The organism is Pseudomonas boreofloridensis (assembly GCF_030580795.1).
Lineage (GTDB): Bacteria > Pseudomonadota > Gammaproteobacteria > Pseudomonadales > Pseudomonadaceae > Aquipseudomonas > Aquipseudomonas boreofloridensis.
Genome location: NZ_JAUQOQ010000006.1, coordinates 283,291 through 298,456 on the forward strand (window position 1 = coordinate 283,291; position 15,166 = coordinate 298,456).

The window sequence follows — 15,166 nt, forward strand, 5'->3', positions numbered from 1 at the left end:
TGGGCTTTGTAAAAAATCTTTCATGCACCGGACCCGCAAATAGCCCACCGCGCTAGTCATCTATATGAATGGCTGCGTTATAGTTTTCGGAGCTCGTAACAAGACATTACAAGAAGAGGTTTGCCTTGGATCTTTCACACGCCGCGTGGCTCGCCCACGACACCCGCCTGCTGATCTGCTGCGGGGCTGCCATCGCCTGCATCGTGGTGCTGATCAGTCTCACCAAGCTGCCGCCGTTTCTCTCCATCCTCATCGGCACCTTCGTCGCCGGCCTGGGCGCTGCCCTGCCGCCGGAAGCCGTGGCCAAGGCGTTCGCCAAGGGTGCAGGCAGCCTGCTGGGCGAGGCCGGCATGATCATCGCCCTGGGCGCCATGCTCGGCGCGCTGATGGCCGAGTCCGGTGCCGCCGACCGCATCGCCTCGACGCTGTTGCGCCATGCCCGTGGTAAAGCGCTGCCCTGGGTCATGGCCGTGGTGGCCATGGTGATCGGCCTGCCGCTGTTCTTCGAAGTGGGCCTGGTGCTAATGGTGCCCGTGATCTTCGTCATCGCCCGGCAGTCCGGGCAACCGCTGCTGAAGGTGGCGATCCCGGCATTGGCCGGCATGACCACGCTGCACGCCCTCATGCCGCCTCACCCCGGCCCGCTGATCGCGGTCAGCGCGCTGCACGCCGACCTGGGCACGACCATGCTGCTGGGCCTGTGCATCGCGGTACCGGCGGTGATCCTCGCCGGTCCCCTGTACGGCATCTGGCTGTCACGGCGTATGCAGGTCGAGGAGCCTGCGGAACTGGGCGAGTTGTTCACCGCCAAGGTGCAGACTCGGCGCAAGCCAAGCTTTGCCATGTCGCTGCTGATCATCCTGCTGCCGGTGCTGCTGATGCTGGGCAGCACCTTGGCCAAAGTCGCCATGGCGCCCGAGAGCAGCCTGGCACTGACCTTGAAGTTCCTCGGCGAGCCGCTGATCGCACTGGGGTTGGCGGTGATCGCGGCGGTGATCTGCCTGGGCTGGTCGATCGGCATGGCGCGCGATCAGGTCGGCGGCGTGCTGCGCAAGAGCCTGGCACCGATCGCCGTGTTGCTGCTGACCATCGGGGCCGGTGGGGGACTCAAACAGACGCTGCTCGAAGCGGGCGTGAGCGACACCATCAGCAAGGTCGCCAGTGGCGCCCACCTGTCGTACGTGCTGTTGGCGTGGCTGATCGCTGTGGCCCTGCGTCAGGCCACGGGCTCGGCCACCGTCGCCACGACCACCACGGCGGGTATTCTGGCGCCGCTGATGACGGGGCTGGCGAGCACCCAGAGTTCGCTGGTGGCGTTGGCCATCGGCGCAGGCTCGGTGTTCTTCTGCCACGTCAATGACGCCGGGTTCTGGATGGTGCGCGAGTACTTCGGCTTGCAGCTCAAGCAGACGCTGTGGGTGTGGTCGGTGTTGCAGACCATCGTTTCGGTGGTGGGGCTGGTCGGCACGCTGCTGTTGTGGCAATGGCTGCAGTAAGATCGACCGGCGAGGAGTACATCCGTACTCCACTCGCTTCGCCTGCTAAGTTAAATATTCTTCACATGCGCTAATGATTCTCATTGAGGTAGATTCGCCGGCGACCTATTCATTCGCGCCAGCGGTCATCCCGGGAGAATCATGCTCGTTCCTTTCCTCATCATGCTCCGCGAGGGCATCGAAGCGGCGCTGATCGTCGGCATCATCGCCAGCTACTTGCGCCAGACAGGTCGCGGCCAGTGGATGCCGGCTGTGTGGATCGGCGTATTCCTGGCCATCGCGCTTTCGCTGCTGGTCGGTGCCGGCCTGGAGCTGATGAGCAGCGAATTTCCGCAGAAGCAGCAGGAGCTGTTCGAGGCCGTGGTCGGTCTGGCGGCGGTGATGATGCTCAGTGCCATGGTGCTGTGGATGCGCAAAGTGGCGCGGTCGATCAAGCAGGCCCTGCACGTCTCGCTCGACGCCGCGCTGGCCGGCTCCCGGCACCAGGCCTGGGCGCTGATCGGCATGGTGTTCTTCGCCGTGGCCCGCGAAGGCCTGGAAACGGTGTTCTTCCTGCTGGCCGTGTTCCAGCAGAGCAGCGGCCCCGCGGCGCCCCTGGGCGCCTTGCTGGGTCTGTTGGTTGCGGTTCTGATAGGCGTGGCGCTGTATTCGGGCAGCCTGCGCCTGAACCTGTCGCAGTTCTTCCGCTGGACCGGCCTGTTCATCCTGGTGGTCGCCGCCGGCATCCTGGCCAATGCCGTGCAAGCGCTGCACGAGGCCGGTGTGTGGAACGGGCTGCAAGCGGTGGTCTTCGACAGCAGCGCTGTGCTGCCGCAGGACGGGCCGACCGGCTCGGTACTGGCCGGCATGTTTGGCTACCAGGCCACCCCGACCATCAGCACGCTGGGCGCCTATCTGCTCTACCTGATCGGTGCGCTGCTGCTGTTCTTCTGGCCGGTCAAGGCCACACCGTCCTCCTCGAACGCACAAGGCCCCGCATGAGCCGTGATCAAGGCGGCCCGCCCGCCACGCCCCCCTCCCCGCGCCTGCTGCGCCTGGCCCTGGTCGGCAGCGTGCTGCTGATGGCCGGCGCTGGCGTGGTGTTCTACTACGCCGCCCAGCAAGCCCAAGCCAAGCGTTCGACTGGCGCCGGGCAGGAAACTCTGGTCACGCTGCGTGACCACGCCTGCGAGCCGAACGACCTGAGCGTTGCAGCCGGAGTCAACCGTTTTCGCATCGTCAACCAGTCCCAGCGTGCCGTGGAATGGGAGATCCTCGACGGCGTGCTGGTGATCGAGGAGCGCGAGAACATCGCGCCGGGCTTGTCGCAAGTGATCACCGCCAACCTGCAGCCGGGCCGCTACGCGATCACCTGCGGCCTGCTGAGCAACCCGCGCGGCAGCTTGACCGTCACCCCGACCGCCGCGTCCGAGGCCGCTGCCCAGGCGCGCCCGACCCTGACCGCCTTCATCGGGCCGCTGTCGGAATACCGCGTCTACCTGAGCAGCCAGGGCTCGGCGCTAGTACGCGCGGGGGCGGCGCTGCAGCAGGCGATCCAAGCGGGCGACCTGCAACAGGCGCAGACCGCCTATGCGCAGGCGCGACTGATCTATCAGCGCATCGCAGGGGCCAGCCAGCGCCTGGGCGAGCTGGACAACCGTATCAACGCGCGCGCCGACTACTTCGAGCAGCGCGAGCAGGACCCGGCGTTCGGCGGCTTTCACCGCCTCGAATACGGCCTGTTCCAGCAGCGCAGCAGCGCTGGCCTGGAGCCGGTCGCACAAGCCCTGACCCTCGACCTGAGCGAACTCAAGACGCAACTGCTGGCCCAGTCCATCGCGCCAGCGCAATTCACCGGCGCGGTGGTGCGCAACCTGCAGAGCCTGGCGCAGAGCCGCAGCAGCGGTGAAGAAGAACGCTACAGCCACCTCGATCTGCCCGGCTTCGCGGCCAACCTAGAAGGCGCGCGCAAGGTGATCGACCTGCTGCGTCCGTTGCTGGCCCGAAACGCCTCCGCCTCCCTGGCAGCCGTCGACGCCGCCATGGCCCAGTTCGACCAGCAACTGAAGGCGCTGCGCAGCGACGACCAGTTCTTGCCTTACGACCAGGTAACGCCCGCGCAAAGGCAGCAGATTGCCGAAGGCGCCCAGCACCTGGCCAATGCCATCACGGCCCTGAATCCCGCACTGGGACTGGACGATTTGCCGACACAAGCGAGCCCCCAATGACCGACCGCGACACCGCCAACGCCCCGCTCTGCCCACAACGTCGACGCCTCCTGGCAGGCCTGGGTGCCGCCGGGGTGGCCATCGCCGGCGCCGGGCTGAGCGGCACTGCCCTGGCCGCGCCCTCCCCGGCCAAGGTCACCGAGGCCCCGCACAGCGACCGCACCCAGGAACGCAAGACCTGGCTCGGTGCCCACCAGCCAGGCATCGTCACGCCGCGCCCGACGGCGGGCATGTTCGTTGCCTTCGATGTGCTGGCGCAGAACGCCGAGGACCTCGAACGGCTGTTCCGCACGCTGGAGCAGCGCATCCGTTTCCTGATGGCCGGAGGCCCGGTGCCGCAGGTGGACCCCAAGCTGCCACCGGTCGACTCCGGCATCCTGGGTCCAGTGGTCACGCCCGACAACTTGACCATCACCGTGTCGGTCGGCGAATCGCTGTTCGACGACCGCTATGGCCTGGCCGCTGCCAAACCGGTGCGTTTGAGCCGTATGAGCGGCTTTCCCAACGACGCCCTGGAGGCCGAGCGCTGCCACGGCGACCTGGGCCTGCAGTTCTGCTCCAACTCGCCGGACACCAACATCCACGCCTTGCGCGACATCATCAAGACCTTGCCGGACCTGCTCTACGTGCGCTGGAAGCAGGAAGGCTCGGTGCCGCCCCAGGCACCGCACAAGGCCGGCGACCCCGAACAGAGTGCACGCAACTTCCTGGGCTTTCGTGACGGCTCGGCCAACCCGGACTCCAGCGACGCGGGCCTGATGGATCGTGTGGTCTGGGTCGGTGCGGGTCAGGAGCCGGCTTGGGCTGCGCATGGCAGCTATCAAGTGGTGCGCATCATCCGCAACCTGGTCGAGCGCTGGGACCGTACGCCGCTGCAAGAGCAGGAATCGATCTTCGGCCGCAAGAAGACCAGCGGTGCGCCCATGGACGGTCAGCGCGAAACCGACGTACCGAACTACCCGAAAGATCCGCACGGCAAGCTGACGCGACTCGACTCCCACATTCGCTTGGCCAACCCACGCGATGCCGGCAGCCAGGCCAACCTGATCCTGCGCCGCCCGTTCAACTATTCCTCAGGCGTCGGCAAGAACGGTCAGTTGGACATGGGCTTGCTGTTCATCTGCTACCAGGCCGACCTGGAAAAAGGCTTCATCACAGTGCAGAACCGCCTCAACGGCGAGCCGCTGGAGGAGTACATCAAGCCGGTGGGCGGTGGCTATTTCTTCGTCCTGCCGGGCGTGACGCACGCGCAGGACTTCATCGGCCGTTCGCTGCTCGGCGCGGCCGCCTCTTACAAACCCGTATGACCTGGACCAGGACGCACACCATGAACAACACCCGTCTCGCCCTGCTGCTCGCTGTTGCCCCGCTGCTGGCCAATGCCGCCACGGTGGATCCGCTGACCCTGGTCCAGCCAGTCTCGGACTACAAGATCTACGTCACCGAGAAAGTCGATCAACTGGTCAGCGACACCCAGCTGTTCACCCAGGCGGTGAAGCAGGGAGATCTGGCCAAGGCCCAGGCGTTGTATGCCACCACCCGCGTCAACTACGAGACGATCGAACCGATCGCCGAGTTGTTCAGCGACCTCGACGCGGCCATCGACTCACGGGTGGACGATCACGAAAAAGGCGTGGCTGCCGAGGATTTCACCGGGTTTCATCGCCTGGAATATGCGCTGTTCGACCAGCATACGACCCAGGGCCAGGGGGCAATTGCCGATAAACTCATCGCCGATGTCAAAGACCTGCAGAACCGCATCGCCACCTTGACCTTCCCGCCGGAGAAAGTGGTGGGTGGGGCGGCGGCGCTGCTCGAGGAAGTGGCGGCGACCAAGGTTTCGGGAGAGGAAGATCGCTACAGCCATACCGATCTGTACGACTTCCAGGGCAATATCGACGGCGCGCAGAAGATTTTCGAGCTGTTCCGGACGCATTTGGCGGCGCAAGATCAGGGGTTTGTCGCCAAAGTTGACAAGAACTTTGCGACGGTCAATGGGTTGCTGGCCAAGTACAAGACGGCTGACGGCGGGTTCCAGGCTTATGACAAAGTTGCTGAGCGGGATCGCAAGGCCATGATTGGGCCGGTCAATACCTTGGCTGAGGATCTTTCGACGTTGCGGGGGAAGTTGGGCTTGAATTGAGCTGGGTGGTTTAGGTGGGCTTGGGTGGCGTGATTATCCATTGGCTTTGGTGAGGCTGGGTCACCTTTTCGCCTTTACGGCGACCCCCTTTTTTTCTTGGAAAAAAGGGGGCAAAAACCGCTTGCTCCTGCATACGGCCCCTTCGCTGCGCTGCGGGGTTCCCTCGCGCCGGTGGCACTCCGGGGGTACCGCGCTTAGGGGCCATCCATGGCCCCAAGCGCTTGACGGGCATCCCTGCCCGTCAACCCCCTCTATGCCACCTCTGCTCGGCCTCCTGAAGTCGCGATGGGCGGCGTCTGCACGATTGTGCTTGCAGGCGAGAGCGTGGGTGGTGAGTTGTAAACTTTCTTTCATCTGAAGTTAATCCGCGCGGTGTATTCAGTGCGGATTGAAGGCCGCAGTTACGCTGTCCTCCACTTGGGGCGTAACTTTTTACTGAACGTACGGATGACTTTTAGTTCATTACGTGTTCCGAACGGCACACTTATCATTCAACGGCGGCCTACTCGCCCTTGAGGATAATTATGAACATGATCGCCACCGGTGAACCCATCACCTTTACCACGCTGCCCGAATGCATCCTGATCACCGGCGCCACCGGTTTTCTGGGCGGGTCGGTCGTCGCTCAACTGATCGCCAGCGGCCAGGCTGCGCAGCTCATGTTCCTGGTGCGTGCCGATGAGGCCGAACAGGGTCTGGAGCGTCTGCGCGCCAACCTGCAACAGCATGGCGTCGGCCTGGCCGAGCGCATGGCGCTGCGCGCCGAGCAGATCATTTGCGGGGACTTCCTCGACACCACCTGGCTGGCGCGCGAAACGCCGCGTCTGATGACGGTGGACCGCGTGATCAACTGCGCCGCCGTCGCTTCCTTCTCGAAAAACCCGACCATCTGGCCGGTCAACGTCGAAGGCACCTTCGCCTTCGCCGAGGTCATGAGCCGCTCGCGGCGCCTCAAACGCTTCCTGCATGTCGGTACCGCCATGTGTTGCGGGCCAGAGCGCGAGTCGCCGATCAGCGAGTCGTGGGAATTCCCCGAGGCCGAGCAGCAATTGGTGGACTACACCGCCTCCAAGGCCGAGATCGAGCGACGCATGCGCGAAGACCTGCCCAGCCTGCCCCTGGTGGTGGCGCGCCCTTCGATCGTGGTCGGCCACCGCAGCCTGGGCTGCCAGGCCTCTGGCAGCATCTTCTGGGTGTTCCGCATGGGCTTCGCCCTGGAGAGCTTCACTTGCGGGCTGGACGAACAGATCGACGTGATCCCGGTGGACTACTGCGCCGAAGCGCTGATCGGCCTGACCCTCAAGCCGCGCCTTAATCACGACCTGTACCACATTTCGGCCGGCCATGACTCGGCCTGTACCTTCGCCGAGATCGACCGTGCCTTCGCCCTGGCCAATGGTGCGGACCCGGTGGGCGAGCGCTACCGCAAGATCGACGTCGACAACCTCAAGGAGCTGGCGGTGAGCTTCGAGTCGCGCATCGGCCCGGCCAACCCACGGCTGGTACTGCGCGCCTTGCGCCTGTACAGCGGATTCGCTGACCTGAACTACCTGTTCGACAATCAGCGCCTGCTCGACGAGGGCATTGCCGTTCCGCCACGTTTCACCGACTACCTGGACGTGTGCGTGCGCTCCTCCAGCGGCGTCAGTATCGCCACGCAGATGCAGTGGGACTTCAAGTAAGCCTTGATTAGACCGGGGCTGACCTTCGGCCCCGGCACTCAGGTGTGTCACGAGGTGACACGGATGCGCGAAAAGCGTGCACGTCGCCCGCGATCTTCCAACCACACTGCCGAAATCATCCTTGTCAACGCGCGCAACTTAATAGTTGGCACGGCTATTGATTAGCTACTCTGCAACGATTGTTGAACAATCCCACGTGGAGCAGCCCTCATGTCCCGAGCTACCGTTCTCACCCTCGCCCTGACCCTCAGCGCTGCCGCCCAGGCCGCCGACGGCACCCTGCAACCTGATCGCCTGTCCGTGGGTTCGGACCTCACCTACCCGCCCTATACCTACCTCGATCAAGGCAAACCTGCCGGTTTCGACCCGCAGTTCATGAACCTGCTCGGCGCGCACCTCAAGCTGACCACCCAGTTCCAGGACACTCGCTTCGCCAACCTGGTGATGGGGGTCAACGCTCGGCGCTTCGATGTGGTGGCGTCGGCGCTGTACGTTACCCCCGAGCGCGCGGCCCAGGTCGATTTCCTGCCGTACCTCAAGAGCGGCGCTTCGCTGATGGTACGTGCCAACGACAGCTTCCGCCCCCAGCGGCCAGAAAACCTGTGCGGCAAGCGCATTGGTTCGATCAAGGGCGGCTCGTGGATTCCCAAGCTGATGGCGCTTTCCAAGAGCCACTGCGAAGCCAATGGTCAGCCGGCCATCGATTCGCGTGAATTTCCCACCTCGCCGGAAGCGGCGCAGGCGCTGCTGGCCAAGGCCGTGGACGTGCAGTTCGAAGACGCCGCCGTGGCCGCCATTACCGCCGACAAGCTCAAGGGCCGCGTGCTGATCAGCTCCAACGAACTCATCTACCCCGTGGTCATCGGCCTGGCCGTGCGCAAGGGCAACGAGGCGCTGCTCAGCGAGCTGCGCCAAGGCTTCGCCGACATGAAGGCCAGCGGCGAATACCAGACCTTGCTCAGCCGCTACAACCTCGCTGAACCGAGCGCGGCCGAAGTGGCCCAGGCCCTGGGCCAGAACCCTCAAGCGGCAGCCCAGTAAGCGGGAGCGTCAAGCATGCAATTCGATTGGGATTACGCCGCAGGCCTGCTGGTCAACGGCGACTTCTGGAAAGCGGTCGGCACTGTGGTGGAGTTGAGCGTCGAGACCTGGTTGCTGGGCATCGTGTTCGGTTTCGTCCTGGCCCTGGCACGGCAATCTCGCCACCGCGCGCTGAACCGTGGTGCGGCGCTGTACATCTGGTTCTTCCGCAGCCTGCCGCTGCTGGTGCTGCTGATCTTCGTCTATAACCTGCCCCAGGTATTTCCCAGCACCAGCGTACTGCTGTCCAACCCCTATGCTGCCGGCCTGATCGCCCTGGTACTGAGCGAAGCCGCGTACATCGCCGAGATCCATCGCGGCGGGTTGCTGGCGGTGGCCAAGGGTCAACTGGAAGCGGGCAAGGCGCTGGGCATCCGCTATACCGGCGTGCAACGGCTGATCGTGATTCCGCAGGCCTTGCGCGTGGCGCTGCCGACCTTGGCCAACGAGTACATCACCATCGTCAAGCTGACCTCGCTGGTGTCGGTGATTTCTCTATCGGAGATCCTGCTGGTCGGCCAGCAGTTGTACACGCAGAACTTCCTGGTCATGGAGACCATGCTCGCGGTGGCCTTCTACTACGTGCTGATCGTGACGGTGTTCAGCTACCTGCTGCGCCGCCTGGAGCGCTACCTGGACGTTACCCAGCGCTTGCCCAAGGTCGTTGCCGACGACACGGCGCAGGCCGTACCGGCGCACCGTGCCAGCCCCGCGCGGCGGGGCGAGTTCGCCATGCGTGTGCTCGGTGCGCGCAAACACTACGGGCCACTGGAGGTGCTCAAGGGCATCGACCTGGATATCCGCTTTGGCGAAGTGGTATCGATCATCGGGCCGTCGGGGTCGGGCAAGACGACGCTCATCCGCACCCTTAATGGTCTCGAAGGCCTGGATCGCGGCCAGGTCGAACTGTGCGGCGCACCGTTTCTGCGCGGCCATGATGAGGAAGGTGGCAGCCTCGGCAGTCGCCTGCACATGGAAGGCATCGTCCAGGTCGGCATGGTGTTCCAAGGCTTCAACCTGTTCCCGCACAAGACCGTGCTGGAGAACGTGATGCTCGCCCCGCAGCATCACGGCCACGCCAGTGCCGCCGAGCTGCGCGTCTTCGGTTTGTCACTGCTGAGCAAGGTGGGGCTGCGCGAGCACGCTGGCAAATACCCACACCAGCTTTCCGGCGGTCAGCAGCAACGGGTGGCGATCGCCCGCGCTCTGGCCATGCGCCCGCAAGTGATGCTGTTCGACGAGCCGACGTCGGCGCTGGACCCGGAACTGGTAGGCGATGTGCTCAAGGTCATCGAAGACCTGGCCCGCGAAGGCATGACCATGGTCATCGTCACCCACGAAATGAAGTTCGCCTTTCAGGTGTCCGACCGCGTGGTGTTCATGGAACGCGGTGAAATCATCCAGGCCGGCGCGCCGCGCGAATTGCTCGACAACCGCAGCGAGCGCATGGGCCGCTTCCTCAAGGATGTGCAACTGGCATGAGCAATCGAACCTCGGAAAAGACCGACGAGCGCCTGTCCCTGGCCGATCAGGTGGCCTGCGAAATCCGTGAGGACATCATCGGTGGACGCCTGGTGTCGGGCATGGCGCTGGTCGAGGCGGACCTCACCGGTCGCTACAACGCCTCGCGCAATACCGTGCGCGAAGCCCTGCACCAGTTGGGCCACGAGGGCCTGACCACCTACGTGCGCAACAAAGGCGTGATGGTCCGGCGCCTGGGGGTGGCCGAAGTGCGCGATATCTTCCTGGTGCGGCGCACCTTGGAGGTGCAGGCGATCCACGGCAGCAAGCCGCTGCGCGAGTACCAGTCCGACCGCATGCTCGATGCCATCGAGGCCGCGGAGCTGGCCCGCGAGCGCGAAGACTGGCAGGCCTTCGGTACCCACAGCCTGCGCTTTCACCAGCACATCGTCGGCCTGCTGCGCAGCCCGCTGCTCGACGCCTTCTTCACCAACATCGCGGCGCAGATGCGCCTGGTGTTTGCCGTGGCCCCGGATGAAAAGAACTTCCAGAGCCCTTGGCTAGAGCGTGACCGGCAGATCCACGACCTACTCGCCGACGGCCTGCGCCTGGACGCTGCCGAAGCCATGACCCGCTACCTGGACGACTCCGAGCACGCCCTGCTCGACCTGTTCAGTCACCCACCCCGTTCCTGAAACCGGAGACTTACCCATGTACAAGGATTACCCCGCAGCCTACCAAGTCAGCAAAGGCGCCGCCCTGCAAGTGGACAAGGCCTTCTACGACCGCGTGCGCGAGCGTCAGGATGCACGCACCTTGATCGAACAGTTCGACGTGCCGATCCGTACCGGACGGGCCTGGAAAGTGCCAGCCGGTCACGTGTTCCGCGTCACCACCCCCGTCGGCCCGCAGGTCGGCGACTTCAACATCTGGAACGCCCACGATCCGCGCGAGCGCCTGTGGGCAGCGCGCACCCGCCAGTTGCAAGGCGCCCACGTCACCACCTACGACCGCCTGTGGTCGAACCTGCCGTTCCTGCGTCCGCTTGTGACCATTACCGACGACAGCCTGGCCGACTACGGCATCGACGAACACGGCGGTCGCGTCCACGACCTGCTCGGCACCCGCTGCGACCCCTACGTGAACAAGATGCTCACCGGCGAGGATTTCCACCATCACTGCCATTCCAACCTGACCCGCGCCGTGCTGCCCCATGGCCTGACCGAGTTCGATGTGCACGATGTACTGAACATCTTCCAGTGCACGGGCCTGAACCATGACGATATGTACTTCATGAAAGCCTGCCCGGCCAAGCAAGGCGACTATCTGGAGTTCTTCGCCGAAATCGATGTGCTGTGCGCGTTGTCGACCTGCCCGGGCGGCGACCTGTCGCTGCCGATGTGGGGACCCGAAGCCCAGGATCCGCTGTCGGTCTGCCGGCCGCTGGGGGTGGAAATCTACAGCCTCGACGACAGCCTGCTCGAAGGCTGGGCGTCGCCCAAGCGCGCCAGCTACAACGGGCTGCATGGGCTGGCCATCGGCAAAGCCGAGTGGGAATGACGCCCGCGGCGTGAAAGCGGTGTCCCTGGCGCAACGGATGACCGACAATGGCGCGGCCGCAGGCGCTGACCTGCGGCCGAACAAGAACAACCGGATCGCTGCGCGCCATGACCCTCTTCTACCTCAAGCTCATCGTCACCCCGCTCCTGATGTGGGCCGTCTCCCTTGCCTCGCGGCGCTGGGGTGGCCTGCTCGGTGGCTTACTGTCCGGCATGCCGATCACCTCGGCGCTGGTCATGCTGTTCCTGTGCCTGGAACAGGGCACGGCCTTTTCCCTGAATGCAGTACCCGGCGCCTTGGGCGGGTTGGCAGCGGTGCAAGGCAGCTACGCCTGCTACCTGTTCGCCACCCGGCGTTTCGGCGTCGCGCACTCGGCGCTGCTGGCATTGGCCTTGTATGCGGTGGCGTCCTATGTGCTCACCCACTGGGGTGGCTTACCGCTGTCCATCGGCCTGGCACTGGCATTGATCGCGCTGTTGGTCTGGGCCACGGACCGGGAGCCGCGACCGGCGGAGTTGGCGCAGATTCGCCATCGCTGGTGGGAGATTCCCCTGCGCATGGTCGCCGCGACAGCGCTGCTGATGCTCACCACGGGCGCGGCACACTGGCTGGGCCCGGCGGTCAGCGGCATGCTCGCGCCGATTCCGGTGATCGCCTGGCCGCTGGTGGTGTTCTCGCATGTTCAAGGCGGACGCTTCACCATGGCCGGCATGATCCGCGGTAATGCCATCGGCGGTGTCGGCGTGATCGCCTTTTACCTCAGCCTCGGCGCGCTGCTCGCGTCTGTGGGGATCGCCCTCACTTTCCTGCTGGCCATCGGCTTGGCAGTGGCGCTGACCTTGGGGCTGGCAGCCGTGCTGCGTGGCCGCGCGGCGACCCGGGGCGGTTGAGGAGCAGACATGCAGGTCTGTTCGGTGGTGTGGCGGACCTGGGCGTCTGTGCCAGCGACACACCTGCGATCTGCTGGCGGTGCGCTACATGGGCTCTGGGCTCTGGGCTCTGGGTGATTATCCGTTGGCTTTGGTGAGGCTGATTCACCTTTTCGCCCTTACGGCGACCCTCTTTTTTTCTTGGAAAAAAGAGGGGCAAAAACCGCTTGCTCCCGCATCCGGCCCCTGCGCTGCGCGCAGGGGTTCCCTCGCGCCGGCGTCGCTCCGGGAGGACCGCGCTTAGGGGCCGTCCTGGCCCCAAGCGCTTGACGGGCATCCATGCCCGTCACCTCCCTGCGCAACGCCTCTGCTCGGCCTCCTGAGGTCGCGGTGGGCGGTGTTTGAGCTACCGCGCACTAAGATCAAAACAAGGGCAACGGCAACGGCAACGGCAACGGCAACGGCAACGGCAACGGCAACGGCAACGGCAACGGCAACGGCGATTTGATCGCGCAGCGCTCGGATAAATCTGCCCCACCGCCCTGCTTCTAAGCGCGCGCCAGTTCAGACGCCGCCCATCGCGACCTCAGGAGGCCGAGCAGAGGTGGCACGGAGGGGGTTGACGGGCATGGATGCCCGTCAAGCGCTTGGGGCCATGGATGGCCCCTAAGCGCGGTACCCCCGGAGTGCCACCGGCGCGAGGGAACCCCGCAGCGCAGCGAAGGGGCCGGATGCGGGAGCAGGCGGTTTTTGCCCCCCTTTTTTCCAAGAAAAAAAGGGGGTCGCCGTAAAGGCGAAAAGGTGACTAAGCCTCACCAAAGCCACCGGATAAGCCCCCAAACCACCAGTCCCCCACCTCAACCCTCCCCCAAAAAATCCTCAAGCCAACTAAATCCCCCCCCAAAAAAGTCGTCTAAGGAGAACGCAGCAGCCCCCAGCACGAACGCTCACCCAAGAGACCCCCAATGACCCCCAAGCCCCCCAGCCTAGCCCAGGAAACCCTGCGCCTTCTCAAGCCGTTCTGGTCACTGGTAGCCCTGTCAGCCGCCCTAGGCGTGATAAGCGGCCTGAGCGTCACGGCCCTGCTGGCGACCATCAACCGCGCCATGAATTCCGCAACCGGCCCCGGCACCGACATCGCCTTGCTGTTCGCCGGCCTGTGCCTGCTCACCCTGGCCTGCTCGACCGCCTCCAACCTGCTGACCAACTACGTCGGCCAAAACGTGGTAGCCAGGCTGCGCCGCGAGCTCTCGGCCAAGGTGTTGGTCGCTCCCATCGCCCAGCTCGAGCGCTATCGCGCACACCGTCTGATCCCAGTGCTGCTCAACGACGTCAGTACCCTCAGCACCTTCGCCCTGTCCGTGGCGCCGATGGTCATCGCCTTCACTGTCACCCTCGGCTGCCTGGCCTACCTCGCCCTGCTGTCCTGGCAGATCCTGCTGATCACCCTGCTCACCGTCGTGGTCGGCACCGGCGCGCAGTTCCTCGCTCACCGCTATGGCATGCACAACATCCTCAAGGCCCGCAACGCCGAAGACGACCTGCAGAAGCATTACCAGGCGCTGTCCGGCGGCGCCAAGGAACTGCGTATCCAGCGTCGTCGCCGCCAGCACATGCACGACCAGGCGATCCATGGCGCCACCGAACGCATCTGCCAGGCCAATATCCGCGCCGCCAACATCTTCGTCAGCGCCGAAACCTTCGGCTCCATGCTGTTCTTCGCCGTGATCGGCGTGGCCATCGCCTTCCAGGCGTTCTGGCCCAGCACCGAGCGCAGCGTGCTCGGCGGTTTCGTACTGGTCATGCTTTACATGAAAGGCCCGCTGGAGCAATTGATCACCAATCTGCCCGCCATCAGCCGGGCGCAGATTGCCCTGCGCCGCATCGCCGAGCTCTCCCAACGCTTCTCCTCGCCCGAGCCGCACCTGCTGGTCAGCGACCGCATCCCGAGCGTGACCCAGGTGCGCTCCATCGAACTGCACCAACTGCGCTACGACTACCCACCGGTAGAGGGCAGCCAGCCGTTCCACCTGGGCCCGGTGGACCTGACCATCAAACAGGGCGACATCGTCTTCATCGTCGGCGAGAACGGTTGCGGCAAGACCACCCTGATCAAGCTGTTGCTGGGTCTCTATACCCCGCAACAGGGCGAAGTGCGGCTCAATGGCGAGCCCGTCACAGCCCAAAGTCTGGATGACTATCGCCAACTGTTCACCACCATCTTCGCCGACTACTACCTGTTCGACGAACCGCTGCCCGGCCAGGCCGAACTGCCGCCAGAGGCCAGCAAGTACCTGGAACGCCTGGACATCGCGCACAAGGTCAGCATCCGCGACGGCAGCTTCACCACCACCGACCTGTCCACCGGCCAGCGCAAGCGCTTGGCGCTGATCAACGCCTGGCTCGATCAACGCCCGGTGCTGGTGTTCGACGAGTGGGCCGCCGACCAGGACCCGGCGTTCCGCCGCGTGTTCTACACCGAGCTGCTGCCCGAGCTCAAACAGCAGGGCAAGACCCTCATCGTCATCTCCCACGACGACCGCTACTTCCCCATCGCCGACCAACTGGTCCGCCTGCACGCCGGCCAGATCATGGTCGAGCACAATCCCCGCTCCCCCCTGCCTGCGTGACCGACCTCGGGGCGGCGCAACCGCCGCCCCGCCTGGGT

At 64.7% G+C, this 15,166-nt stretch carries 12 protein-coding genes; all 12 read left to right on the forward strand.

Going from position 1 to position 15,166, the window contains the following annotated elements:
- Positions 1-125: 125 nt before the first annotated feature.
- Positions 126-1,496: a GntT/GntP/DsdX family permease gene (locus tag Q6A47_RS10190; RefSeq protein ID WP_039577781.1), complete on the forward strand. Its 1,371-nt coding sequence runs from the start codon at positions 126-128 to the stop codon at positions 1,494-1,496.
- A gap of 141 nt (positions 1,497-1,637) precedes the next feature.
- On the forward strand, positions 1,638-2,477 hold the full coding sequence (gene efeU, locus Q6A47_RS10195; protein ID WP_304484232.1) for an iron uptake transporter permease EfeU: 840 nt from the start codon (positions 1,638-1,640) through the stop codon (positions 2,475-2,477).
- On the forward strand, positions 2,474-3,703 hold the full coding sequence (gene efeO / locus Q6A47_RS10200) for an iron uptake system protein EfeO (RefSeq protein ID WP_304484233.1): 1,230 nt from the start codon (positions 2,474-2,476) through the stop codon (positions 3,701-3,703). The genes efeU and efeO (Q6A47_RS10200) overlap by 4 nt, the downstream gene beginning before the upstream one ends.
- The gene (efeB, locus tag Q6A47_RS10205) at positions 3,700-5,010 is read left to right on the forward strand and encodes an iron uptake transporter deferrochelatase/peroxidase subunit (protein ID WP_304484234.1); all 1,311 of its coding nucleotides are present in this window, start codon (positions 3,700-3,702) and stop codon (positions 5,008-5,010) included. Before efeO (Q6A47_RS10200) ends, efeB begins: the two co-directional genes overlap by 4 nt.
- A 20-nt stretch (positions 5,011-5,030) precedes the next feature.
- Positions 5,031-5,846, forward strand: a complete 816-nt coding sequence (gene efeO, locus Q6A47_RS10210) for an iron uptake system protein EfeO (RefSeq protein ID WP_029614901.1) — start codon at positions 5,031-5,033, stop codon at positions 5,844-5,846.
- Positions 5,847-6,370: 524 nt separating this feature from the next.
- Positions 6,371-7,528, forward strand: a complete 1,158-nt coding sequence (gene cprA, locus Q6A47_RS10215; RefSeq protein WP_304484235.1) for a cationic peptide resistance protein CprA — start codon at positions 6,371-6,373, stop codon at positions 7,526-7,528.
- Positions 7,529-7,738: 210 nt separating this feature from the next.
- Entirely contained in the window at positions 7,739-8,569 is an 831-nt protein-coding gene (locus tag Q6A47_RS10220) for an ABC transporter substrate-binding protein (protein ID WP_304484236.1), read from the forward strand.
- Positions 8,570-8,584: 15 nt separating this feature from the next.
- Positions 8,585-10,090, forward strand: coding sequence for an amino acid ABC transporter permease/ATP-binding protein (locus Q6A47_RS10225; protein ID WP_304484237.1), 1,506 nt, complete (start codon positions 8,585-8,587; stop codon positions 10,088-10,090).
- On the forward strand, positions 10,087-10,764 hold the full coding sequence (locus Q6A47_RS10230; protein WP_304484238.1) for a GntR family transcriptional regulator: 678 nt from the start codon (positions 10,087-10,089) through the stop codon (positions 10,762-10,764). Before Q6A47_RS10225 ends, Q6A47_RS10230 begins: the two co-directional genes overlap by 4 nt.
- A gap of 16 nt (positions 10,765-10,780) precedes the next feature.
- A complete protein-coding gene (locus Q6A47_RS10235) occupies positions 10,781-11,629 on the forward strand; it encodes an urea carboxylase-associated family protein (RefSeq protein WP_116888291.1) in 849 nt (282 codons plus the stop codon).
- Positions 11,630-11,736: 107 nt separating this feature from the next.
- Positions 11,737-12,519, forward strand: a complete 783-nt coding sequence (locus Q6A47_RS10240) for a hypothetical protein (RefSeq protein WP_304484239.1) — start codon at positions 11,737-11,739, stop codon at positions 12,517-12,519.
- Between the two features lie 944 nt (positions 12,520-13,463).
- Positions 13,464-15,128 carry a cyclic peptide export ABC transporter gene (locus Q6A47_RS10245; RefSeq protein ID WP_304484240.1) on the forward strand — a complete coding sequence of 555 codons (1,665 nt, stop codon included), beginning with the start codon at positions 13,464-13,466 and terminating at the stop codon, positions 15,126-15,128.
- Positions 15,129-15,166: the final 38 nt, after the last annotated feature.